Origin of the sequence: Vibrio sp. FE10 (assembly GCF_030297155.1) — a bacterium.
Lineage (GTDB): Bacteria > Pseudomonadota > Gammaproteobacteria > Enterobacterales > Vibrionaceae > Vibrio > Vibrio apostichopi.
On record NZ_AP028067.1, the window covers coordinates 3,292,139 to 3,314,976 of the forward strand.

A 22,838-nucleotide genomic window follows, 5' to 3' on the forward strand; every position below is an offset into this window, starting at 1 on the left:
ACCTTATCTATCTACTAGGCCAAGCGTATGACGCAAAAGTGGACCTTTAAGAGATGGGAGGTTATCGATTACGGCTAACCCAAGATTTCGCCCAATACGAGCGGTCAAAAAATCGTTTGAGAACAGATGAACGAGGCTTGAAGTCAACGTAATCGTTGTGTCTCTGTCTTGTTCTCTACGCTTTCTAAAGTTAACAAGACCAGTGTAACGCCCAACATCATCCAGTTGGTTACATAACTCTTCCGCCAAAGAGGCGACGTCACGAATGCCGAGGTTAAAACCTTGGCCCGCAATGGGATGAAGCGTTTGAGCGGCATTGCCTACGATCGCAAAGCGATGAGAAATATTCTGCTGGCGATGACGAAGGATTAATGGGTAACTCGCACGCTTGCCCACTTTTTCTAATCGGCCCAATCGCCAGCCAAAATCTTTCTGCAGTTGCTCAAGAAATTCATCATCGCTTAAAGCGGTGACTTGCTGTGCTTGCTCTGGTGATAAACACCAAACCAGAGATAAACGGTTGTCGCTCATCGGTAACAGAGCAACTGGCCCATGATGGGTAAAACGTTCAAAGGCTCGACCTTGATGGGGTTCACTAGCAACAATATTGGCAATCACCGCAACTTGTTCAAAGTCATGTTCACTCAATGAGATATTCAGTTGCTGACAGCAGGTTGAGATAGCACCGTCAGCGGCAACCAATAACTTAGTAGTTACTGTTTGCCCACTTGTCAGCTCAATCGTCGTTAACGATTCATCACGTTCAACGGTTCTAACAGAATCAGGGCAAAGCATCGTAATTGCAGCTTCTGATTCTAATTTCTGTTGGTAGATCCGACCAACATCCGCCAACTCGACTACATAGCCAAGCGCATCAACTGCAAGGTCTTCACTGTAGATGTCTGTCATTCCAGCATGGCCTCGATCTGATACATGAATATCTTTGATCGGGGTTGCAACGGGAGCGATAGATTGCCACAACTGCAAAGAGTCAAGGATCTGCACTGTGCCATAGGACAAAGCGATAGAACGAGAATCGAATCCAGGATGAGCTTGATGATCAACCTGATAAGGCTCCACTACTGCAATAGACAGAGAGCCTTGACTTAAGTGGTTCAGAGCAAGGGCTAAGGTTGCCCCCGCCATTGCACCACCAGCAATTACAACATCATACTGAGCCATCATAACCTCAAGCGAGCAAACGAATTAGTGAATGGTTGGAGCGGCATCTTCAGATGGACGAGCACCAAACTCAGCATGAATCGTTAATGCACACGCTTTAACATGCTCGATAACGTGTTCTAGAAGCTGTGCTTGTTCTTCTAAGTCGTCTTCTTCATCAATACCCAGCTTCGCCATCTCTTCCAGATCAGCCAAGGCTTCTTTAGTGCCATCAGACGCTTTGTTTAACGGAGCGCCCACTAGACCCAAACCAGAAATAAAGTGGTTAATCCAATCAGAAACACCGTCAGCAAGATCAAACAAGCTTGCACTTGCGTCTTCATCAGGCAGCAACATAGATAATTCCATGCCAGAACCGGTAATTTCGCTGGTCGTCACCTTTAATGTTGCTTCAGCTAACGTTAAGACACGATCAGGCCAACCCATGCCTTCATTGGTGTAATCAAAGATCAGTGGCTGCCAGCTTTTATCTGTAAGGTTTAAACCTCCACTTAACATACCCGTTAACAGACCATGCATTTCAGCAGGTGTTACGGCTAGGCTTGCCGATTGAAGTTCAGTCGCAACCGTTAGGTAGTCAGGTAAAGTAGTTTCGCTCATCAGTAGCTCGCTCAGTTATTCTTTATATCGATAGTATAATCGTACCACTTCACCCCAATTCTGGTAAGCATCGATCCCCAGCAATTGAAGGATGACTGACTACCAAATGTTCAATTTGCTGAATTACTGTGTGCTCAAGCTCTCATTTACAAACAGTCACTCTGAAAAGCTTGAATCTTAATAGCGGTTTACCTATAGTTTCTCCCTCAGAGGAGATTGCTTCCTCAGCGGTGTTTGCTCTTTTTCTTTTTCAAAAATGAGAAAGTGCAACAGCCTTAAAAATAGCGCGTTAAAGAGTTCATCCATCATGAGTAATCAAGCGGTAGACGTTGAAATATTAGGAAAACTGACTCGAGTTAATTGTCCTCCTGGGCAAGAAGAGTCATTAATTGCAGCGGCGGCCGATCTTGATAATCGATTGAAAGAGATGGCTGAACGTACTAAGGTAACCAATGAAGTGAAGCTGCTAACGATCGCAGCTCTGAATATTTGTTATGAGCTACAGACTAAGAAGTTTGAAGCAAGCGACGAACAAGACGCACTGACCGAGCGAATGGAACAGCTCACGACATCACTTTCCGATGTCCTCAGTAAAGTTAAGCACGGACAGCAATAGCGTACACAAAATTTACCCTGGAGTGTTTGTCAGAGGATTCACGTCCCCGAGCCGATAAGCAATCCCTAAGGGTTAGTACTTGAGTGCTATTGAGCATGCTCGGTCCGCCGAGAAGCCTACGGTAATCATTGCTGATCCGCCTTGAACTCGCTGGTTCAAGGGCCATCTATTCTCAACGGCACTTTGGGGTATCCCTTCTTATGAAGACGCTCACACGCAGCGAATTTCGCAAACAGATCCGCATCAAACGCAATGCCTTAACGGGCGACCAGCAAACTCAATCCGGTTTAGATTTAGTCCAGCAGTGCGCTCAGCTTGCGGAAATTCAATCTGCTCAGCATATTGCACTCTATATTTCTATTGATGGCGAACTCGATACCCAGCCTTTAATTGAATGGTTATGGGCGCAAGGTAAACAAACTTATTTACCAGTATTACACCCCTTCTCTGCCGGACACCTGTTATTTCTTCACTATTCTCCAGACACACCGACCGTCCTCAATAAGTACGGAATCGTTGAACCTCAGCTGAATCAATTGCTCGTTAAACCGTGCCAGCAACTCGATCTTATTCTCACACCCTTGGTGGGCTTTGACTCTCAGGGCCATCGCTTAGGCATGGGCGGTGGGTATTACGATCGCACTTTGGCTCGATGGTTTGAGACTGGCAATGGCGCAACCCCGATTGGTCTCGCGCACGATTGCCAACATGTCGATCGCTTACCTATTGAAGGTTGGGACATTCCGTTACCTAAAATCGTGACTCCGAGTAAAACTTGGCAATGGGAAAACAACCATTAAAGCGCTATAATCGCGCCGCAAACGTTAACCTCGATATACAAACGTTAACTTTAATACGCGAACGATTAATTCACAGCGCAAGACCTTATTCAGGAGAATGGCATGACTCAAGATGAAATGAAAAAAGCAGCTGGCTGGGCAGCACTTCAATATGTTGAAGAAGGCAGCATTGTAGGTGTCGGTACTGGCTCAACAGTAAATCACTTCATCGACGCACTTGGCACAATGAAAGACAAAATCAAAGGTGCGGTTTCAAGCTCTGTCGCTTCTACTGAAAAACTAGAAGCACTAGAAATCAAAGTTTTTGAGTGCAACGACGTTTTCAAACTAGACGTTTATGTTGATGGTGCTGACGAAATTAACGGTTCACGTGACATGATCAAAGGCGGCGGCGCTGCTCTTACTCGTGAAAAAATCGTAGCGGCAATCTCAGACAAATTTATTTGTATCGTAGATGGCACGAAAGCGGTTGATGTTTTAGGTAAATTCCCTCTTCCTGTTGAAGTTATTCCAATGGCGCGCTCATACGTAGCTCGCGAGCTAGTGAAACTTGGTGGTGACCCAGTTTACCGCGATGGTTGCACAACGGATAACGGCAACGTGATCTTAGACGTGTACGGCATGGCGATCGAAAATCCAAAACAACTAGAAGATATTATCAATGGTATCGCTGGTGTGGTGACGGTTGGTCTATTCGCTCATCGCGGCGCAGATGTGGTTATCACAGGCACGCCTGAAGGTGCAAAAATCGAAGAATAAATAATAGAAGATTGAGTTTTTCTGTTACTTCATTACATACGGTGCCCAAGGGCGCCGTTTTTTTTGCTTTATACCTGTAAAATTATGTCTTATTCCGTAATTTTCTTACCCAAAACATTTTTTTTTTGTTACTTTATTGTTCAGAAGACGCACAGGGAAAACGTTTGTCTCCTGACAAAGTGGTGAATTTGTTCCCCTTTCAGCCATTTTGTAGCACGTGCGCCGCATTTGCCCAACCTTTCCATTTTAAGGACGAGAACAATGGCCAAAGTTTCACTGGAAAAAGAAAAAATAAAAATTCTACTTCTAGAAGGTCTTCACCCTTCTTCTGTAGAAGTACTGCAAGCCGCTGGTTACACAAACATTGAGTACCACAAAGGCTCGCTACCTGAAGATGAACTTCTTGAAGCAGTTAAAGATGCTCACTTCATTGGTATCCGTTCTCGCACAAACATCTCCCAAGAAGTTATTGATGCGGCTGAAAAGCTAGTTGCAGTTGGTTGTTTCTGTATTGGTACTAACCAAGTAAACCTTCAAGCGGCAGCAAAACGTGGTATCCCTGTGTTCAACGCACCGTTCTCAAACACTCGAAGTGTTGCTGAGCTGGTTCTTGGTCAGGTTCTATTGCTACTGCGTGGTATTCCAGAAAAGAATGCTCTTGCTCACCGTGGCATCTGGAAAAAGAGTGCAGACAACTCTTACGAAGCTCGTGGCAAGCGTTTAGGTATTATTGGCTACGGTCACATTGGTACTCAACTGGGTATTATTGCTGAAAACCTTGGTATGCGTGTTTACTTCTACGATATCGAAAACAAGCTGTCTTTGGGTAACGCAACTCAAGTCCATACCATGACTGATCTTCTGAACAAGTGTGATGTCATTTCTCTGCATGTTCCAGAAACCAATGAAACCAAGAACATGATGGGCAAAGAAGAATTTGACCGCATGAAGCCTGGTTCTATCTTCATCAATGCCGCACGTGGCACTGTTGTTGATATCCCAGCTCTGTGTGGTGCTCTAGATTCTGGTCATATTGCGGGTGCAGCGATCGATGTTTTCCCAACAGAGCCAAAAACCAATGCTGACCCATTTGAGTCACCATTGATGCAGTTCGATAACGTGATTCTTACCCCTCACGTTGGTGGTTCAACTCAGGAAGCACAAGAGAACATCGGTGTTGAAGTAGCAGGCAAGCTAGCGAAATACTCTGATAACGGTTCTACGCTATCAAGTGTTAACTTCCCAGAGGTATCTCTACCGCTACACACTGGCACTTCTCGTTTGCTACACATCCACGAAAACCGTCCAGGTATTCTTACTCAGATCAACACCATCTTCGCTGAAGAAGGCATCAACATTGCAGGTCAGTATCTACAAACTGCTGCTGATATGGGTTATGTGGTTATTGATGTGGAAGCCGATCGTTCACAAGAAGCTCTGCTTAAATTGAAAGAGATCGAAGGCACAATCCGTGCTCGTCTTCTTCACTAATCATCGAATTAGACCATAAGTAAAAACAGAAAAGGCTCTCGCAATGAGAGCCTTTTTAGTATTTGGCCTATAGTAGGCAATAAGATCATGATGATCCAAAATCTTCTTAAGGTGCGTTCACTACTCTTCTAGTTGGTAGATCACGTTGACACGATCACGAATGGTGATCGTTGAATCTTCATAAGAGTTCGATTCTGTTCTTGCATCCATCGCCATTGAACGCATTAGCACGGGCTGTGAAGACTGTGCGTTGTAGTCCACGCGCCACACATCACCTAGATCACGCTCAAAACCACTCGCCAATGACTTGGCTTTCGATCTCGCATCCTTGATTGCTTCTAAACGAGCCTGCTCTTGATACTTAGCTTGATCACGAACTTGCAGTTGAATGTTATCGATCTGGTTAATGCCCTGACCAATAGCAATATCCATGTAGTCATTTAGGTTAGCTAAATCATTAACTTGAACCGTCACATTACGTGAAGCACGGTAGCCAACCAGTTCAGGCTTACCATCTTTCGGGTAATGGTATTGAGGAGATAAATACAGGTTAGAGCTGTGTACGCTAGCCTCATCAACACCGGCTTGATGCAGTTTATTGAGAAAGCCTGTCACGACTTTATCAACGGTATTTTTAGCCTGTTCAGCGGTCATCGTAGATTCTACGACTCTAACAGAAAATGTTGCCATATCAGGTGTCGCAACTACTTCACCATAGCCCGTCGTTGAAATGTGCGGGAAAGAGGGAGAGTTTGCCAATGACGGAAAGCTCACAGCACTCAACGCTGCAGTAAGAGTAAGAGACGTTGTTAAGATTTTTGGTACAAACTTCATTAGGAAAACCCATGCTGAACAAATGTTCTTTTATCATAGAGTAATTTGCCGCATAGCCAATCCTGAGACCTAACTTCTAACAGAACTTTGACGATGAAAAAACCAACAACTTACTGAGGTAAGTGGTTGTGAGCATAACTTAATATGGCTTGAGAGATCTCTTTCAACACCCCGCTTTCAAGCTGCCAGTGGTGCCAGTAGATACGATAAGACAACAAGAAACCCGGCGTAACATCAATCAATGTCCCAGATTCCAACTCTTCAATAATCTGCAGCCGAGGGATCAAACAATAGGCGACCCCAGATAAGGCGAGTCGAACAAAAGCTTCTGAACTGCCTACCGTATGATTGATAACACTGTCTCTAGGAACATTAAAATGATCATGCAAAAACTTCTTATGCAGATCATCGTATTGGTCGTACGAAACCGCAGGCGCTTTTGTTAATGTCGAATAGTTCACTCCATCAGAGAAGTAACGTTGATGGAAGCTAGGACTCGCCACACACACGTAGTCCATACGGCCGAGATAGTCAGCGCTACACCCAGGGATAGGCTGTGATTCAAGACTGATCGCCCCTGCTACTTCTCCACTCTTAATTTTTTCTATCGTTCTCGACTCACCATGAATCGCAAGGTTCAACTCAACTTGACGTGAATTCATCACATCAGATAACGCAGGCAACAGCCATGTCGCCAAACTATCCGCATTGGTCGCTATGGATAGGGAAAGAGGTTGAGTACCCTCTTCATTCATCAATTCAGGGACAAGCTCGTGCTCTAACAAACGAACACGACGATACAAACCCAACAATTTTTTTCCTGCCGGTGTTGGCCTTGGCGGGCTCTCTCTCACAAGCGCGGGTTGGGCTAACCACTTTTCCAGTTGTTTGATGCGTTGAGACACCGCCGATTGGGAGATATAGAGTTGCTCAGCTGCCCTTTCAAAGCTGCGTTGTTTCACCACGGCATCCAGTGCTTCGATCCATTTGTAATCCAATCCACGCATCAACTTGCTTCCTTTTTAACCTAACTATCAATCACATTAGCAAGTCTAATAATAGATTAAAATCATTAATTATACTTATTTAAAAGGTCAGAGTATCTTCGCCATATAGCACGTAAATATCGTTAATTAAGTGGAGGTTAAAATGAATTTTTGGGTTTTATTACAAGGTTTTGGTCTAGGGGCAAGCATGATTATCCCTATTGGCGCTCAGAATGCGTACGTCTTAAATCAAGGGATAAAACGCAATCACCACCTAACCACAGCAACGATTTGTAGTCTGCTCGATACCTTATTCATCTCACTGGGTATTTTTGGTGGCGGAGCGATCCTATCGAAAAATGAATTACTGCTCACCTCAGTGACATTGGGTGGTATCGCCTTTCTTACAATTTATGGCTTGCTATCCCTGCGCAGTGCGTTCAGAACACGTACCAATGATGAATCAAAGGGTGAGATATTAGCTCGCGGTAAGCGCACCGTTATTTTAGGTGCATTGGCGGTAACAGTATTAAACCCACACCTCTATTTGGATACCGTGGTGATTCTAGGATCTATTGGCGGGCAGTTTGAAGGTAACGACAGAATTGCTTTTGCTATGGGCACGATCTTGGCTTCGTTTGTTTGGTTTTACTCTCTGTCATTGGGCGCAGCAAAGCTAGGCCCAACACTATCTAAACCAAATGTTAAGAAAGGCATTGATATCGCAGTCGCGACCATGATGTTTGCCATTGCTGCAGTGCTTACCAATGGACTGATCGAGCAATACTGGTAATCACTTAAAGAACAGAGACTACCGACTAAGCCAGGCACACCGTAAGTAACTCATTAATATAATGAGTTACGTTAAAATAACTCGAATTTTATTGTTCAGTTCACTCAGCGCAGCTTCAAGGCTTGGTTCCGGTTGGCTCAAGTGACTTACTAAGGTCATGAAATAGCTATCCATAATCAATGGCATTTTTTCAGAAATAGATGCATCAACATTAACCGTTTGAAAGAGTGCCTGATCAAAGGTGCGATAATAGTCTAAATCCCAAATGACCTCTTTGAGTAACGCTCGACTTAACTCAACATTATCAAAATAATAGCGATAGTAGTGTTCAATCAGCGAGATACCGGCATCCACAGCACGTTTATCTTGCTCAGCAGCTAACACCTCCTGACCAATCTTTTCCAACTGCGATAGCATCCCTTCTCGAAGAATCATCAGCTTGGTTTCAAAATGACTAAACACCGTGCCATCTGCCACACCCGCGTGGCGAGCGATCTGGCGAGTTGTGGTGTTGTCATAACCATTCTCCCCAAACAACTCCCAAGCAGACGCTAAGATCTTCTGTTTCGTTATCTCTCTCTTACTCACGAAAATACACCCTTCTCAAATCAAGCTTGATCATACTCTTAGTGCTCTAATTTGACAAATTGAGCGCGCTCAATTATAAAAATGAGCGCGCTCATTTTATTTTGGAGATACGGACATGATGAATATATTAAACCGACTGGGACAAGTACTGATTTTTTTACCCACTATCTTTTGTTTCTCTTATCTACTTCGACCACTATTGATGATTATTCTTATCCCCGGTGGATTATGTCTACTGGCAATTTTAGGAGGCAAAGAAGTAAGAAAACCTTTATATGCAATGCTGAAAACATCGTTATGGCCGACGTCGAGTAAAACGCTAAATAAAGATATACAAAGAAAAGAAGCTAAACAGTGATAACAACGAACGAACAGGAGTAGTGATATTGAAGACAACAAAAAAGGCGGATAACCTAAGTTATCCGCCTTTCCTTATAAAAGCTTATAGCTATAAAAGCTAACTAGAAATTAAGCTTCTACTTTATTCATGTGTACATCCACTTGCGGGAATGGGATTTCGATACCTTCATTATCCAAGCCTTCTTTGATTGCTTGCATCAGGTCGAAGTAAACATTCCAGTACTCTGCAGTGCTAACCCATGGACGAACGACAAAATTAACTGAAGAATCCGCTAGTGTGTGAACACCAACTTGAACACCAGGCTCTTTCAGTACACGCTCATCAGATTCACAGATCTTAGTCAGCAGCGCTTTTGTCTTCTGAAGATCGGCGTTGTAAGAAACACCAATCATTAGATCAATACGACGCGTATCATGACGAGAGTAGTTCGTGATTGGGCTACCAATAACGCTACCGTTCGGCACTACTACCATCTTGTTGTCTGGCGTTGTTAGAACTGTTTGGAAGATTTGAATTGAATCAACCGAACCTGCTACACCACCAATTTCCACGTAGTCACCAGACTTGAATGGACGGAATGCAACGATAAGTACACCAGCTGCAAAGTTAGATAGTGAGCCTTGTAGCGCTAGACCTACCGCTAAACCAGCCGCACCAATAACAGCAACCACAGATGCAGTTTGAACGCCTAAACGACCAAGTGCAGCAATTAAAACAATAACAAACAATAAGTAACGAACTAAACCATGGACGAATTCCACAACTGCTCGATCCATTTTCTTCTTCTGAAGAACCTTAGACACGCTATTCGCTACTGCTTTAACAATAAGGTTACCAATAAATAGAATTATCAGTGCTGAGATAATGTTTACACCGTATTGAATAAACAGATCTGAGTTATTTGTTAACCACTGCTCTGCGTGAGACAAACCATCCACAAGTGGAGTCTCAATCGCTGTCGAACTATCAGCCATAATGTGCATCCTCTATATAATATGCTATGAGCTAAACTGCCTTAAGCCAAACTTACCCAACAACAAAACAAACCGTTTAATTTACGTTAAGTCGTTGTGTTAAAAGTAAATTAAAGCCAAGTCCTTTTTTATAAACTGAACCAAGTTCAGTTTTTCGGCACGATATCCTATCTTTGACAGATTGCAAAGTCATATTTATGTAAGCTTTTGAATTAATAAAACTTACCAATAAACACAAATACCGATAACTAAAAGACTACGAAATTTATTCACCGCACGCTAGGTTTTTCACATATTTAATACAAGTTTTTATCAGACATAAAAAAACCCGCTCAATGAGCGGGTTTTTAAAACTTAAAGAATACTTAATTCAAAGAATTACAGTACGTCTACAGCGTTAAGGTCAGCGAATGCTTTCTCAAGACGAGTAACCATTGAAGACTGACCAGCACGTAGCCATACGCGTGGATCGTAGAACTTCTTGTTTGGAGCAGCTTCACCAGTTGGGTTACCGATTTGACCTTGTAGGAAATCACGGTTCTCAGCTTCGTAAGTACGAACGCCATCCCATGAAGCCCACTGAGTATCAGTATCGATGTTCATTTTGATAACGCCGTAACCGATAGACTCTTGGATTTCAGCTTCTGAAGAACCTGAACCACCGTGGAATACGAAGTTAAGAGCGTCAGCTGCAATGCCAAACTTCTCAGCACAGTATGCTTGAGAGTCACGCAGGATAGTTGGAGTAAGTACAACGTTACCAGCTTGGTAAACACCGTGTACGTTACCGAAAGAAGCTGCGATAGTGAAACGTGGGCTAACTGCGTTTAGTTTCTCGTATGCGTAAGCAACATCTTCAGGAGAAGTGTAAAGCTCAGATGCGTCCATATCAGAGTTATCAACGCCGTCTTCTTCACCACCAGTACAACCAAGTTCGATCTCGATTGTCATGTTTAGTTTAGCCATGCGAGCTAGGTAAGCTGCACATGTTTCGATGTTCTCTTCTAGAGACTCTTCAGAAAGGTCTAGCATGTGAGAAGAGAATAGTGGCTTACCAGTTTGTGCGAAGAACTCTTCACCAGCGTCTAGTAGACCGTCGATCCATGGAAGAAGTTTCTTAGCAGCGTGGTCAGTATGAAGAATAACTGGAACACCGTAAGATTCAGCTACTGCGTGAACGTATTTTGCACCAGCTACAGCGCCAAGAATTTGTGCGCCTTGACCTTCAAGTTTAACGCCTTTACCAGCGAAGAAACCAGCACCGCCGTTAGAGAACTGAACAACAACTGGAGCTTTTGCTTTAGCAGCAGCTTCAAGAACAGCGTTGATAGTATCAGTGTTGATTACGTTTACTGCAGGAAGAGCAAATTTGTTTGCTTTTGCTACTTCAAATACTTTCTGTACGTCATCGCCAGAAATCACACCAGGTTTTACAAAATCGAAGATCTTAGACATGGAAATAGTCCTATTTATTCTATCGTTTTAAGATTAAAAAACTTAAGTTTAAAAATTTGCAATCGTTTGCTCACAACTTATGCCATTCTAGCAAAAAAGTGTGATATGCAGCAAACGTTAAAAGGCGAGATTCACATCTCGCCTTTCTAAATCAATTATGCTTTAGCACGCTCTTCAAGCATTGCTACTGCAGGAAGTACTTTACCTTCAACAAACTCAAGGAAAGCGCCGCCGCCAGTAGAGATGTAAGAAACATCTGCTTTGATACCGAACTTGTCGATAGCTGCTAGCGTGTCACCACCGCCTGCTACTGAGAAACCTTCAGAGTCAGCGATTGCCTTAGAAATGCCAGCAGTACCCGCTTCGAAGTTTTTGAATTCGAATACGCCTACAGGGCCGTTCCAAAGAATTGTTTTTGCGTTGCCGATGATTTCAGCTAGAGCTGCAGTTGAATCTGGGCCAAGGTCGAAGATCATGTCGTCGTCTTGAACTTCAGAAACGTGCTTGATTTCAGCTTCTGCGTTTTCGTCGAATGCTTTAGCACATGCAACGTCAGTCGCTACTGGGATAGCACACTCTTTCATTAGCTTCTTAGCAGTTTCAACTAGGTCAGCTTCGTATAGAGACTTACCTACGTTGTGGCCTTCAGCAGCGATGAACGTGTTCGCAATACCACCACCAACAACAAGTTGGTCAGCGATTTTAGAAAGAGATTCTAGAACAGTTAGTTTAGTAGAAACTTTAGAACCACCAACGATAGCCACTAGTGGGCGAGCTGGGTTGTCCATTGCTTTACCAAGAGCTTCAAGCTCAGCAGCTAGAAGAGGACCAGCACATGCTACAGGAGCGTAAGTACCAACGCCGTGTGTAGAAGCTTGAGCACGGTGAGCTGTACCGAATGCGTCCATCACGAAGATGTCACATAGTGCAGCGTATTGCTTAGAAAGTGCTTCTTCGTTCTTCTTCTCGCCTTTGTTAAAGCGAACGTTTTCAAGAACAGTTAGTTCGCCAGCGTTTAGCTCTAGGCCATTTACGTAATCTTTCGCTAGCTTAACTTCGCAGTCTAGTGCGTCGTTTAGGTAGTTAACTACAGGAGCTAGAGAGAACTCTTCGTTGTATTCGCCTTCAGTAGGACGACCAAGGTGAGAAGTAACCATAACTTTTGCGCCAGCTTCTAGGCAAAGTTTGATAGTTGGTAGAGATGCTAGGATACGTGCATCTGAAGTTACTTTACCGTCTTTTACTGGTACGTTTAGGTCAGCACGGATAAATACGCGTTTACCTGCAAGTTCCAGGTCAGTCATCTTGATCACAGACATGATTTGTCCTCTCAAATTTAAATAAAAATAAAGTTTTGGAAACTCAGCAACCCTGCTAAGCCTATAAATTATTCAACTGGTAATTCTTTAACTACTAGTAATATGTGGACACTTAGCATTTAATTCAAGCTAAAAAATAAATAATCCACACATTTGCTTCTAGGTCTTACTTCTTGCCTTCAGAAGCTTCCATTGCAAGAACCGTATCCAGCATTCGGTTTGCAAAGCCCCATTCATTGTCGCACCACACCAGCATTTTGACTAAGTGGCCGTTGCTCACTCGAGTTTGTGAACCATCAACAATTGCGCTATGGGGATCGTGATTAAAATCGATGGAAACGAGCGGCGCTTCAGTATAGTCAACTATATTGTGTAATGTACACTGGGATGCATTAACAATGGTTTGATTTACGTCATTAACTTTCACATTTGCATTAATTGTGACACTTAAATCCATCGCAGTGACGTTTACCGTTGGCACACGCACAGATATCGCTTCAAATTTGTTAGAAAATTTCGGGAAGATTCTTTCAATACCTTTATGCAACTTGGTATCAACAGGAATGATTGATTGGCTTGCTGCTCGAGTTCGACGTAGGTCGCTGTGGTACGCATCGATCACTTGCTGGTCATTCATAGAAGAGTGAATGGTCGTAATCGTACCGGACTCAATACCAAAGGCATCATCAAGCACCTTGATGATAGGGACAATACAGTTAGTCGTGCATGAACCGTTGGAAACGATTCGATGGTCAGCTGTGATAGTGTCGTGATTCACACCGTAAATAATGGTGTTATCCAGATCGTTAGCACCAGGATGTGAAAACAGCACCTTTTTCGCCCCAGCAGCAATGTGCGCTAGGCCGTCATCACGGCAACCGTAAACGCCAGTACAATCAAGGACGATATCCACTTCTAGGTCACGCCAAGGCAACAACTCAATATCAGCAAGATGTAAGATACGAATAGTATCGAACTCTCCTTTATCTTCAGCACCAATACCATGATGAACATAGATGTGCTCTTGATCGTTAGAGATTTTCTTGCCGAAGCGGCCGTGACTGGTGTCGTATTGCAATAGGTGAGCCATAGCGTCAGGCTGAGCAAGCTCATTGACAGCTACTACTTTGATTTGTTGGCTTTTGCCACTTTCATAGACAGCGCGCAATACATTACGCCCTATTCGTCCAAATCCGTTTATCGCGACTTTTAGCATAGTTCCGTACATCTAACCAAAATTTCGTGCAACAGATGATAACTGAATCCTACCTAAAAGGCATTACTTGAATAACTCAGCCTACTTAGGACAGATTGATCTGCTGCGTATAAAGATGAGTCTAGGAGAAAACAAATCCTAGATACAAAAAAACCGAGCTCAGCGCTCGGTTTTTCTTTCACTTCACTGTTAGCACAAGGCCATCAGTTAATGATTAAGCAAGAAGTTCTTTCGCTGTGTTTACTACGTTTTCAGTAGTGAAACCGAACATCTTGAATAGCTCGCCTGCTGGTGCAGATTCGCCGAACGTTGTCATACCGATGATCTTGCCACCGAAACCAACGTACTTGTACCAGAAGTCAGCGATGCCAGCTTCTACAGCAATACGTACTGTTACGTCAGCTGGAAGTACAGACTCACGGTATTCAGCGTCTTGCTTATCAAACGCGTCAGTTGCAGGCATCGATACTACGCGTACTTTCTTGCCTTCAGCTGTTAGTTCAGCAGCAGCGCTAACCGCTAGTTCAACTTCAGAACCCGTCGCGATAAGGATAAGCTCTGGTTTGCCTTCGCAATCTTTCAGGGTGTAACCACCCTTAGCGATGTTTGCCACTTGCTCTGCATCACGATCTTGTTGTGCAAGGTTTTGACGAGAGAAGATAAGTGCAGAAGGACCATCTTTGCGTTCGATTGCCAGTTTCCAAGCAACAGCAGACTCAACTTGGTCACATGGACGCCATGTGCTCATGTTTGGGGTCAGACGTAGAGAAGCGATCTGCTCAACCGGTTGGTGAGTCGGACCATCTTCGCCTAGGCCGATAGAATCGTGCGTGTAAACTTGGATGTTCTGAATTTTCATCAGAGCAGCCATACGCATTGCGTTACGCGCGTATTCCATGAACATTAGGAACGTTGCGCCGTATGGTACGAAACCACCGTGCAGAGCGATACCGTTCATGATAGCCGTCATACCGAATTCACGTACACCGTAGTGGATGTAGTTACCAGAGAAGTCATTTGCTTCAAGAGACTTAGAACCAGACCACATAGTCAGGTTAGAAGGCGCAAGGTCAGCAGAACCGCCCATGAATTCAGGTAGCATAGCACCGAACGCTTCTAGAGCATTTTGAGATGCTTTACGTGATGCGATGTTTGCAGGGTTAGCTTGAAGATCAGCAATGATTGCGTTTGCTTTCTCTTCCCACTCAGCTGGAAGTTCGCCGTTAGTACGACGTTTAAACTCTGCTGCTAGCTCTGGGTGAGCGGCTGCGTATGCGTCAAACTTAGCATTCCAAGCCGCTTCTTTCGCTGCGCCCGCTTCTTTCGCATTCCACTCAGCTGCAATATCAGCTGGGATTTCGAAAGGACCGTGTTCCCAACCAAGTGCCGCTTTAGTTGCTGTGATTTCATCAGCGCCTAGTGGAGCACCATGACAGTCGTGCGTACCCGCTTTGTTTGGAGAACCAAAACCGATGATAGTTTTAGTACAGATAAGTGTTGGACGAGGATCCGCTTTAGCCGCTTCAATAGCAGCATTGATAGCGTCAGCGTCATGACCATCAACCGCTGGAATTACATGCCAGCCGTAAGCTTCAAAACGCTTAGGTGTATCGTCAGAGAACCAACCTTCAACTTCGCCATCGATAGAGATGCCGTTGTCATCCCAGAAAGCAACCAACTTACCAAGACCTAGCGTACCCGCTAGAGAACATGCTTCGTGAGAGATACCTTCCATCAGACAACCATCACCCATGAATGCATAAGTGAAGTGATCGACGATGTCGTGGCCTTCTTTGTTGAACTGTGCAGCCAATGCTTTCTCAGCCATCGCCATACCAACAGCGTTAGTGATGCCTTGACCTAGAGGACCAGTAGTCGTTTCGATACCAGGAGCGTAACCGTACTCTGGGTGACCAGGAGTCTTAGAGTGCAGTTGACGGAAGTTCTTAAGGTCTTCAATTGAAAGCTCGTAACCTGCAAGATGAAGCAGAGAGTAAATCAACATTGAACCATGGCCGTTAGACAGAATAAAACGGTCGCGGTCAGCCCACTCTGGGTTTGCTGGGTTGTGGTTCAAGTGACCACGCCAAAGAACTTCAGCGATGTCAGCCATACCCATAGGTGCGCCAGGGTGGCCTGAATTTGCTTGTTGAACGCCATCCATGCTAAGTGCGCGAATTGCATTGGCTAGATCTTTACGAGAAGGCATGTCTGCTCCTGAGTACATAAGCGATTTAAAAAAGAGATTGATGCTAAAATTTTCATTTTTATTAGCGCGGGTATTCTCTCAAACGACTTTAGCGACTGCAAACGTTTTACTGGCATTTTAACGGTCATTTTTCGCAATTTTCGAACATTTACATCACTTAGGAATGCCTTATCTCGACCGATACGCAAACGTTTAGTTATGACATATCATAAAAAAGAGCTTGTAATTCGACCGCTGGAATTTAGAATAGCCGTCTAGATGTAGAAACACCTACAAAATATACTGTATTTAATGGCGGCGCTTCCTAGCTTGCGACGCCTGAAATTATTTGCATTTAACTATTTGCAACTAAAAACTAAACTAAAAGTGGAGCTCTCATGGCTAAGCACCTATTCACTTCTGAATCTGTTTCAGAAGGCCATCCAGATAAAATTGCAGACCAAATCTCTGATGCTGTTCTTGATGCCATCTTGGAACAAGATCCAAAAGCACGTGTTGCTTGTGAGACTTACGTAAAAACCGGCATGGTTATGGTTGGCGGTGAAGTAACAACGTCTGCATGGGTTGATATCGAAGAAATCACTCGTGAAACAGTTCGTGAAATTGGTTACGTTCATTCTGATATGGGCTTTGACGCTGACTCTTGTGCTGTACTAAACACAATTGGTAAGCAGTCTCCAGACATCAACCAAGGTGTTGATAAAGCTGATCCTAAAGATCAAGGCGCAGGCGACCAAGGTATCATGTTTGGTTACGCGACTAACGAAACACCAATCCTAATGCCAGCTCCAATTACTTACTCTCACCTTCTTGTTAAGAAGCAAGCTGAAGTACGTAAGAGCGGCAAACTTGACTTCCTTCGCCCAGATGCGAAATCTCAAGTTACGTTCCAATACGACCAAGGTAAGATCGTTGGTATCGATGCTGTTGTTCTTTCGACTCAACACTGTGATTCAGTAACAACACCTGACCTACGTGAAGCGGTAATGGAAGAGATCATCAAGCCAGTACTTCCTTCAGAGTGGATCAACAAAGACACTAACTTCTTCATCAACCCAACAGGCCGTTTTGTAATCGGTGGCCCAATGGGTGACTGTGGTCTAACTGGTCGTAAGATCATCGTTGATACCTACGGCGGCGCAGCTCGTCACGGTGGCGGTGCATTCTCTGGTAAAGATCCATCAAAAGTTGACCGTTCTGCAGCTTACGCAGCTCGTTACGTTGCGAAAAACATCGTTGCTGCTGGCATGGCTGACCGTTGTGAGATTCAACTGTCTTACGCTATCGGTGTTGCAGATCCAACATCTATCATGGTTGAAACGTTTGGTACTGAGAAAGTAGCTCACGAAATCATCATTGAAGCCGTTCGTCAAAACTTCGACCTACGTCCATACGGTCTTCAAGAGATGCTGAACCTTCTTCAACCTATCTACAAGCAGACTGCAGCATACGGTCACTTCGGTCGTGAAGAGTTCCCTTGGGAAGCGACTGACAAAGCAGCAATGCTTGCAGACTTTGCTGGCCTAAAATAATTTAGCCAAAGCAAATCACTTCTTTAAAGCCCTTACTTGTTAGTAAGGGCTTTATTTTTATGTACTTACCTCTCCCACGCTAATCTATCCACCTTTCAAAAGACGCCTTTACCGTTAACCACTTAGTATAAAAACCCGCCGATAATTTGTGTTTTCGAACACTACTGACAATAGTTAAGGTAACTCCTAGGCGATCAAGCTCACATTTAACTCAAAGTAATTCAGTCTGATAGCTCTCGTTAAATGCACGCTAGAACAATAACTGGGACGAAAAAGAGCAATTTAGCTCAACACCATAACTCTCACAAAAGCCACACCGATGAGCCTTATGGAACTATAACTAGGACGTTATTTAACTAGGGGGATATATGCCTCGTACTGTACACCCATCCGAACTGAACGATAAGAAACACAAGGTCAGCGATCAGGATTACGCTCGCACCATTCCTTGTAACCAAGTAAGCATATCCGCCCCTTTCCATTGGTTATCGCTTGCACTACATGACTTAGTGAGAATGCCAATAATCAGCGCATTTTACGGATTGTGCTTCATGGCCGCGGCCATCGCCATCGTGCAACTAGTGCAATGGCAAGGAACACACCTAGTCGTCATGCCAAGCTTGATAGTCTATATGTTGATAGGACCATTCCTTGCTTTGGGTTTATACGATGCGAGCTGGGAAAGAGAGAAAGGACATTCACCAAGTTTGTTCCACTCAATGAAGGCGATTACTCGCAACTCCACGCACCAATGGGCTTTTGCGATTGTGTTGATGGTGGCAATGATATTTTGGATGAGGATTGCTGCGTTATTGCATGCACTCTACCCTTCCGTACAAGGCGCACCATTAAGCGAGTTTGCGCCATTCCTTATTACTGGTTCGGTGATTGGATTAGTTATCGCGAGTCTCATATTCAGCATCTCAGCATTTTCGATTCCATTGATGATGGAAAGACGTGTTGATGTGATGAGCGCCATCTTTACTAGCTTCAACGCCGTTAAATCGAACATCCCTGCGATGGTCGTTTGGGCTGGTATCATTGGTACAGGTATCTTAGTCGGCTTCGCGACCTACGGTGTGGGTATGATTGTAACGATGCCATTACTTGGTTACGGAACATGGCATGCTTACCACGAAGTCATCAAAAAGAAACATCACGTTTAAATCGTTTCACGATCGATGAGCAATGTTATGATGAGGCCTTAGCTTAAACGCTGAGGCTTTTTTTGGAGTTAACAACGCTTGTCTTACACCCCGCAACAACATCGAGTAAATAAAAAACTGGGCGAATGCCTAGCTATTGCTAATCAACATTTTTCTCGTGAATTTCCATGCCCAACCGTCACTTACAAGTTAAGAGGAAAGGCAGCAGGAAAAGCCTACCTCCAGTTAAACGAGATAAAACTCAATCAAGTGCTATTCAGCGAAAATGAAGACGCCTTTATTAACGAAGTCGTGCCTCATGAACTCGCACATCTGATCACACATCAGGTATTCGGACGAGTGAGACCTCACGGGAATGAGTGGAAATACGTCATGGAAAAGGTATTCAATGTACCGGCCAGAACCACCCACAGCTTGGAGATCACCTCAGTGCAAGGAAAAACCTTTGAGTACCGCTGTGATTGCACTACTTATCCCCTGTCGATTAGAAGACACAACAAAGTCATCCGCAACCAATCAACTTATCGTTGCCAACAATGCCAGCAAACCTTAGCTTTTACCGGCCTTCAATTGAGCTAAGTCTTAAGCTCACAAGGTAACGCGAATAAATGTAATAGAGAGAACTAACATTTGAGTGCTAGACTGTTGTTTATCATACTTTCATCAGTCTTTCTCTATGCAAAAAACCACTCCAAAAGTATTTGGCCTGTCGGTGTCCTTTTACCTATCAATAGTATTTGGCCTACTGGTAACCCAAAGCGTTTTCGCCGCTCCACCAAGCTCCTTCTCCAAAGCAAAAAAAGAAGCCGTGAAGATTTATCTCGATCACCCGACTTCATTTTATTGTGGTTGTGACATTACTTGGAAAGACAAAAAGAAAGGTATCCCCGACCTCGATGGCTGTGGTTATCAAGTGAGAAAACAGCAAAAACGCGCTTCCCGTATTGAGTGGGAACACGTGGTTCCAGCTTGGCAATTTGGCCACCAGCGTCAGTGTTGGCAAGATGGCGGACGTAAGAACTGCACTCGCAATGACAAAATATTCAAATCGATGGAAGCCGATCTTCACAACCTGACTCCGGCTATTGGCGAGGTTAACGGTGATCGCTCCAATTACAATTTCAGTCAGTGGAATGGAATGGATGGCGTGAGCTACGGTCAGTGTGAAATGCAGGTCAACTTCAAACAGCGTAAAGTGATGCCGCCAGACAGAGCAAAAGGTTCTATCGCGCGTACTTATCTTTACATGAGCCAAGAATATGGTTTCAAGCTATCTAAGCAGCAGACTAACCTAATGATGGCGTGGAACAAGCAATTCCCTGTCGATAAGTGGGAATGTACTCGTGATGAGCGAATCTATGCGATCCAAGGTAATCACAACCCATTTGTTTTCCCTGCTTGTAAATAACACGACGCAGGCAACCAACATCTCCAATTGCCTCCATCTCAAACAAGAGTTTCAGAATTGCCCCTGAAACTCTTGCTCTACCCTTGTTTTTTCAACTAAAAGCATCCATGTTAGGCAGAGACAAAATACCCAAATGACACTATTTATAGGTTTACCAGCATGAGAATCCCTCGTATCCATCACCCAGAACGCATTCATCAGTTAGGTTCACTCGCTTTAGGCGAAGATGCCGCGGGTCATGTTGGTCGAGTCCTTCGTATGAAAGAAGGTCAAGATGTTCTTCTATTTGATGGCAGTGGCGCTGAATTCCCTGCGACAATTGCTGAAGTATCAAAAAAGAACGTCACAGTTAATGTTACTGAACGTATCGAGCATAGCAGCGAATCTCCGTTAGACTTACATTTAGGCCAAGTAATTTCACGTGGCGACAAAATGGAATTCACGATTCAGAAATCGGTTGAGCTTGGTGTGAATACCATTACCCCACTGATTTCAGAGCGCTGTGGCGTTAAGCTTGATACTAAACGCTTCGAGAAAAAGCTCGCGCAGTGGCAAAAGATTGCTATCGCAGCATGTGAACAGTCTGGCCGTAATACGGTTCCAGTTATTCGCCCAATCATGCAACTTGAAGAGTGGTGCAGCGAACCGAGTGAAGCGTTAAAGCTAAACCTGCATCCTCGTGCAAAATACTCAATTAACACCCTTCCAGAACCCATCAGTAAGGTGCGCCTATTGATCGGTCCTGAAGGCGGACTGTCAGCTGAAGAAATCGGCATGACAGAACAATACAAATTTGAAGAGACGCTACTCGGCCCACGTGTACTTCGTACCGAGACAGCAGCTCTAACCGCAATTACTGCCTTACAAGTCCGTTTTGGCGATCTAGGCTAGGAGAAAAAAATGATCAAACTTGGCATCGTAATGGATCCAATTTCATCCATTAACATCAAAAAAGACTCTAGCTTTGCCATGATGCTTGAAGCTCAGCGTCGTGGTTACGAAATCCATTACATGGAAATGGATGATCTACATTTAGATCAAGGCGTAGCCATTGCTGACACTAAGGTTGTTGAACTAAAAGAAGATCCAAACGGTTGGTACGAGTTCAAATCAGAACAGACTATCGCGCTATCCGATTTAGATGCTGTATTGATGCGTAAAGATCCTCCGTTTGATACTGAGTACATCTACGCGACTTATATTCTTGAGCGTGCTGAAGAGAACGGCGCACTGATCGTAAACAAGCCACAAAGCTTACGTGACTGTAACGAGAAGCTATTCACGGCTTGGTTCCCAGAACTGACGCCGACCACCATCGTGACTCGTAAAGCTGAAAAGATTAAAGCGTTCCGAGAAGAACACGGTGACGTGATTCTAAAGCCACTTGATGGCATGGGCGGCGCGTCTATCTTCCGAGTGAAAGAAGGCGATCCAAACGTATCAGTTATTATTGAAACCTTGACCAACCACGGTCAAAACTACGCAATGGCACAAACCTTTGTACCAGACATCAGCAATGGTGATAAGCGTATTCTTGTGGTTGATGGTGAACCAATGCCTTACTGCCTAGCGCGTATTCCTGCTAAAGGGGAAACTCGAGGTAACCTTGCTGCTGGTGGTACAGGTGAAGCTCGTCCGCTAAGTGAAACCGATTGGGCTATCGCAAGAGCGGTTGCACCTGCACTAAAAGAGAAAGGCTTAATCTTTGTCGGACTTGATGTTATCGGCGACAAGCTGACTGAAATCAACGTGACAAGCCCTACTTGTATCCGTGAAATTGAAGCTGCTTTTGATATTTCGGTAACGGGCAAATTAATGGATGCAATCGAGCGTCGCGTTAACGCTAAATAGCCTAAACTAAAGAAAGCCTTAGCTATTCGAAAGCACAAAAATATCTAGGCAAAGAACAATGAGCGGCTTTACGCCGCTCTTTTTCCTTTACTGGGAACACACTGGCAGGAGGCTCTATGAATTTAACGAACCACTTTCTGGTCGCTATGCCCGGAATGAAAGATCCATACTTTCAAAATTCGGTGATCTATCTTTGTGAGCACAATGACGCAGGTGCGATGGGTTTAATGATCAACGCTCCTATCGATGTCACTGTCGGCAGCATGCTTAAGCAAGTTGAGGTTGATTCTGAACAGCCGAAACCCAACCAAGCAAGCCTTGATAAGCCAGTACTTAATGGTGGGCCAGTCGCAGAAGACCGTGGGTTTATTTTGCACAAACCCAAAGGCAGTTATCAATCCAGCATCAACATGACGGATCAAATCTCGGTAACAACCTCGAAAGATATTCTAATGGTGTTAGGGACAGAAGATGAACCTATGCATTATCTGGTCGCGCTTGGTTATGCCGGATGGGAACCAGGACAACTGGAAACCGAGCTGACTGAAAACTCATGGCTAACCGTTGAGGCCGATCCAAAGGTTATCTTCGACACGCCAATTTCGGATCGCTGGAAAGTCGCCGTTCAAATGTTAGGCATCAATGCGGCTCAGCTTTCAGCGGACGCTGGCCACGCCTAGCCTAGCCCGACTCAGCTC

At 44.3% G+C, this 22,838-nt stretch carries 22 protein-coding genes and 1 other RNA gene; 13 read left to right on the forward strand and 10 right to left on the reverse strand.

From position 1 onward, the window contains the following. Positions 1 to 3: 3 nt before the first annotated feature. The gene (ubiH, locus tag QUF19_RS14595; protein ID WP_286298902.1) at positions 4 to 1,182 is read right to left on the reverse strand and encodes a 2-octaprenyl-6-methoxyphenyl hydroxylase; all 1,179 of its coding nucleotides are present in this window, start codon (positions 1,180 to 1,182) and stop codon (positions 4 to 6) included. A 24-nt stretch (positions 1,183 to 1,206) separates the two neighbouring features. Then, positions 1,207 to 1,782, reverse strand: a complete 576-nt coding sequence (locus QUF19_RS14600; RefSeq protein ID WP_017108131.1) for a YecA/YgfB family protein — start codon at positions 1,780 to 1,782, stop codon at positions 1,207 to 1,209. Positions 1,783 to 2,089: 307 nt separating this feature from the next. Between QUF19_RS14600 and zapA the strand changes: the two genes are divergently transcribed. The 5 genes from zapA (at position 2,090) to serA (ending at position 5,448) form a co-directional block, all read left to right on the forward strand. Continuing rightward, positions 2,090 to 2,398, forward strand: a complete 309-nt coding sequence (gene zapA / locus QUF19_RS14605) for a cell division protein ZapA (protein WP_192889420.1) — start codon at positions 2,090 to 2,092, stop codon at positions 2,396 to 2,398. Between the two features lie 11 nt (positions 2,399 to 2,409). After that, a non-coding RNA gene (ssrS, locus tag QUF19_RS14610) (6S RNA) lies at positions 2,410 to 2,592 on the forward strand. 6 nt (positions 2,593 to 2,598) lie between these two features. Next, entirely contained in the window at positions 2,599 to 3,198 is a 600-nt protein-coding gene (locus QUF19_RS14615) for a 5-formyltetrahydrofolate cyclo-ligase (RefSeq protein ID WP_286294763.1), read from the forward strand. A gap of 102 nt (positions 3,199 to 3,300) precedes the next feature. After that, a complete protein-coding gene (gene rpiA / locus QUF19_RS14620; protein WP_286294764.1) occupies positions 3,301 to 3,957 on the forward strand; it encodes a ribose-5-phosphate isomerase RpiA in 657 nt (218 codons plus the stop codon). Between the two features lie 261 nt (positions 3,958 to 4,218). Continuing rightward, the gene (gene serA / locus QUF19_RS14625; protein WP_286294765.1) at positions 4,219 to 5,448 is read left to right on the forward strand and encodes a phosphoglycerate dehydrogenase; all 1,230 of its coding nucleotides are present in this window, start codon (positions 4,219 to 4,221) and stop codon (positions 5,446 to 5,448) included. A gap of 120 nt (positions 5,449 to 5,568) precedes the next feature. On the opposite strand, the gene QUF19_RS14630 is transcribed toward serA, so the two are convergent. Next, entirely contained in the window at positions 5,569 to 6,282 is a 714-nt protein-coding gene (locus QUF19_RS14630; protein WP_286294766.1) for an oxidative stress defense protein, read from the reverse strand. A 110-nt stretch (positions 6,283 to 6,392) separates the two neighbouring features. Then, a complete protein-coding gene (locus QUF19_RS14635; RefSeq protein WP_029223489.1) occupies positions 6,393 to 7,289 on the reverse strand; it encodes a LysR family transcriptional regulator ArgP in 897 nt (298 codons plus the stop codon). 142 nt (positions 7,290 to 7,431) lie between these two features. Here QUF19_RS14635 and QUF19_RS14640 point away from each other — a divergent pair, with 142 nt between their 5' ends. Further along, positions 7,432 to 8,061, forward strand: coding sequence for a LysE/ArgO family amino acid transporter (locus QUF19_RS14640; protein ID WP_286294767.1), 630 nt, complete (start codon positions 7,432 to 7,434; stop codon positions 8,059 to 8,061). A 66-nt stretch (positions 8,062 to 8,127) separates the two neighbouring features. Here QUF19_RS14640 and QUF19_RS14645 read toward each other — a convergent pair whose 3' ends face one another. From QUF19_RS14645 to tkt, 6 genes are all read right to left on the reverse strand, one after another. Continuing rightward, entirely contained in the window at positions 8,128 to 8,649 is a 522-nt protein-coding gene (locus QUF19_RS14645) for a TetR/AcrR family transcriptional regulator (RefSeq protein WP_286294768.1), read from the reverse strand. A gap of 468 nt (positions 8,650 to 9,117) precedes the next feature. Then, positions 9,118 to 9,984 carry a small-conductance mechanosensitive channel MscS gene (gene mscS / locus QUF19_RS14650; RefSeq protein WP_054547455.1) on the reverse strand — a complete coding sequence of 289 codons (867 nt, stop codon included), beginning with the start codon at positions 9,982 to 9,984 and terminating at the stop codon, positions 9,118 to 9,120. Positions 9,985 to 10,362: 378 nt separating this feature from the next. Then, positions 10,363 to 11,439, reverse strand: coding sequence for a class II fructose-bisphosphate aldolase (gene fbaA, locus QUF19_RS14655; protein WP_004735492.1), 1,077 nt, complete (start codon positions 11,437 to 11,439; stop codon positions 10,363 to 10,365). A gap of 155 nt (positions 11,440 to 11,594) precedes the next feature. Beyond that, positions 11,595 to 12,758, reverse strand: coding sequence for a phosphoglycerate kinase (locus QUF19_RS14660; RefSeq protein ID WP_029223491.1), 1,164 nt, complete (start codon positions 12,756 to 12,758; stop codon positions 11,595 to 11,597). Between the two features lie 166 nt (positions 12,759 to 12,924). Next, a complete protein-coding gene (epd, locus tag QUF19_RS14665) occupies positions 12,925 to 13,974 on the reverse strand; it encodes an erythrose-4-phosphate dehydrogenase (RefSeq protein ID WP_032501131.1) in 1,050 nt (349 codons plus the stop codon). 214 nt (positions 13,975 to 14,188) lie between these two features. After that, complete coding sequence (tkt, locus tag QUF19_RS14670; protein WP_286294770.1) at positions 14,189 to 16,183, reverse strand: transketolase; 1,995 nt, start codon at positions 16,181 to 16,183, stop codon at positions 14,189 to 14,191. Positions 16,184 to 16,560: 377 nt separating this feature from the next. Between tkt and metK the strand changes: the two genes are divergently transcribed. The 7 genes from metK to QUF19_RS14705 all read left to right on the forward strand — a co-directional run bounded on the left by metK (position 16,561) and on the right by QUF19_RS14705 (position 22,820). Then, entirely contained in the window at positions 16,561 to 17,715 is a 1,155-nt protein-coding gene (gene metK / locus QUF19_RS14675) for a methionine adenosyltransferase (protein ID WP_192889429.1), read from the forward strand. Positions 17,716 to 18,083: 368 nt separating this feature from the next. Next, on the forward strand, positions 18,084 to 18,881 hold the full coding sequence (locus tag QUF19_RS14680; protein WP_286294771.1) for a DUF2189 domain-containing protein: 798 nt from the start codon (positions 18,084 to 18,086) through the stop codon (positions 18,879 to 18,881). A 78-nt stretch (positions 18,882 to 18,959) separates the two neighbouring features. Further along, positions 18,960 to 19,460, forward strand: a complete 501-nt coding sequence (locus tag QUF19_RS14685) for a SprT family zinc-dependent metalloprotease (RefSeq protein WP_012604825.1) — start codon at positions 18,960 to 18,962, stop codon at positions 19,458 to 19,460. A gap of 97 nt (positions 19,461 to 19,557) precedes the next feature. After that, the gene (locus QUF19_RS14690) at positions 19,558 to 20,289 is read left to right on the forward strand and encodes an endonuclease (RefSeq protein WP_065102938.1); all 732 of its coding nucleotides are present in this window, start codon (positions 19,558 to 19,560) and stop codon (positions 20,287 to 20,289) included. A 159-nt stretch (positions 20,290 to 20,448) separates the two neighbouring features. Continuing rightward, the gene (gene rsmE, locus QUF19_RS14695) at positions 20,449 to 21,180 is read left to right on the forward strand and encodes a 16S rRNA (uracil(1498)-N(3))-methyltransferase (RefSeq protein WP_286294772.1); all 732 of its coding nucleotides are present in this window, start codon (positions 20,449 to 20,451) and stop codon (positions 21,178 to 21,180) included. 9 nt (positions 21,181 to 21,189) lie between these two features. Further along, entirely contained in the window at positions 21,190 to 22,140 is a 951-nt protein-coding gene (gene gshB / locus QUF19_RS14700; protein ID WP_004735482.1) for a glutathione synthase, read from the forward strand. A gap of 116 nt (positions 22,141 to 22,256) precedes the next feature. Further along, a complete protein-coding gene (locus QUF19_RS14705) occupies positions 22,257 to 22,820 on the forward strand; it encodes a YqgE/AlgH family protein (RefSeq protein WP_286294773.1) in 564 nt (187 codons plus the stop codon). Positions 22,821 to 22,838: the final 18 nt, after the last annotated feature.

What these genes read in the sequence shown, in the direction of transcription:
- ubiH (WP_286298902.1), bottom strand. Translation starts at nt 1,182, where the DNA reads ATGGCTCAGTATGATGTTGTAATTGCTGGTGGTGCAATGGCGGGGGCA.
- QUF19_RS14600 (WP_017108131.1), bottom strand. Translation starts at nt 1,782, where the DNA reads ATGAGCGAAACTACTTTACCTGACTACCTAACGGTTGCGACTGAACTT.
- zapA (WP_192889420.1), top strand. Translation starts at nt 2,090, where the DNA reads ATGAGTAATCAAGCGGTAGACGTTGAAATATTAGGAAAACTGACTCGA.
- QUF19_RS14615 (WP_286294763.1), top strand. Translation starts at nt 2,599, where the DNA reads ATGAAGACGCTCACACGCAGCGAATTTCGCAAACAGATCCGCATCAAA.
- rpiA (WP_286294764.1), top strand. Translation starts at nt 3,301, where the DNA reads ATGACTCAAGATGAAATGAAAAAAGCAGCTGGCTGGGCAGCACTTCAA.
- serA (WP_286294765.1), top strand. Translation starts at nt 4,219, where the DNA reads ATGGCCAAAGTTTCACTGGAAAAAGAAAAAATAAAAATTCTACTTCTA.
- QUF19_RS14630 (WP_286294766.1), bottom strand. Translation starts at nt 6,282, where the DNA reads ATGAAGTTTGTACCAAAAATCTTAACAACGTCTCTTACTCTTACTGCA.
- QUF19_RS14635 (WP_029223489.1), bottom strand. Translation starts at nt 7,289, where the DNA reads ATGCGTGGATTGGATTACAAATGGATCGAAGCACTGGATGCCGTGGTG.
- QUF19_RS14640 (WP_286294767.1), top strand. Translation starts at nt 7,432, where the DNA reads ATGAATTTTTGGGTTTTATTACAAGGTTTTGGTCTAGGGGCAAGCATG.
- mscS (WP_054547455.1), bottom strand. Translation starts at nt 9,984, where the DNA reads ATGGCTGATAGTTCGACAGCGATTGAGACTCCACTTGTGGATGGTTTG.
- fbaA (WP_004735492.1), bottom strand. Translation starts at nt 11,439, where the DNA reads ATGTCTAAGATCTTCGATTTTGTAAAACCTGGTGTGATTTCTGGCGAT.
- QUF19_RS14660 (WP_029223491.1), bottom strand. Translation starts at nt 12,758, where the DNA reads ATGTCTGTGATCAAGATGACTGACCTGGAACTTGCAGGTAAACGCGTA.
- epd (WP_032501131.1), bottom strand. Translation starts at nt 13,974, where the DNA reads ATGCTAAAAGTCGCGATAAACGGATTTGGACGAATAGGGCGTAATGTA.
- tkt (WP_286294770.1), bottom strand. Translation starts at nt 16,183, where the DNA reads ATGCCTTCTCGTAAAGATCTAGCCAATGCAATTCGCGCACTTAGCATG.
- metK (WP_192889429.1), top strand. Translation starts at nt 16,561, where the DNA reads ATGGCTAAGCACCTATTCACTTCTGAATCTGTTTCAGAAGGCCATCCA.
- QUF19_RS14680 (WP_286294771.1), top strand. Translation starts at nt 18,084, where the DNA reads ATGCCTCGTACTGTACACCCATCCGAACTGAACGATAAGAAACACAAG.
- QUF19_RS14690 (WP_065102938.1), top strand. Translation starts at nt 19,558, where the DNA reads ATGCAAAAAACCACTCCAAAAGTATTTGGCCTGTCGGTGTCCTTTTAC.
- rsmE (WP_286294772.1), top strand. Translation starts at nt 20,449, where the DNA reads ATGAGAATCCCTCGTATCCATCACCCAGAACGCATTCATCAGTTAGGT.
- gshB (WP_004735482.1), top strand. Translation starts at nt 21,190, where the DNA reads ATGATCAAACTTGGCATCGTAATGGATCCAATTTCATCCATTAACATC.
- QUF19_RS14705 (WP_286294773.1), top strand. Translation starts at nt 22,257, where the DNA reads ATGAATTTAACGAACCACTTTCTGGTCGCTATGCCCGGAATGAAAGAT.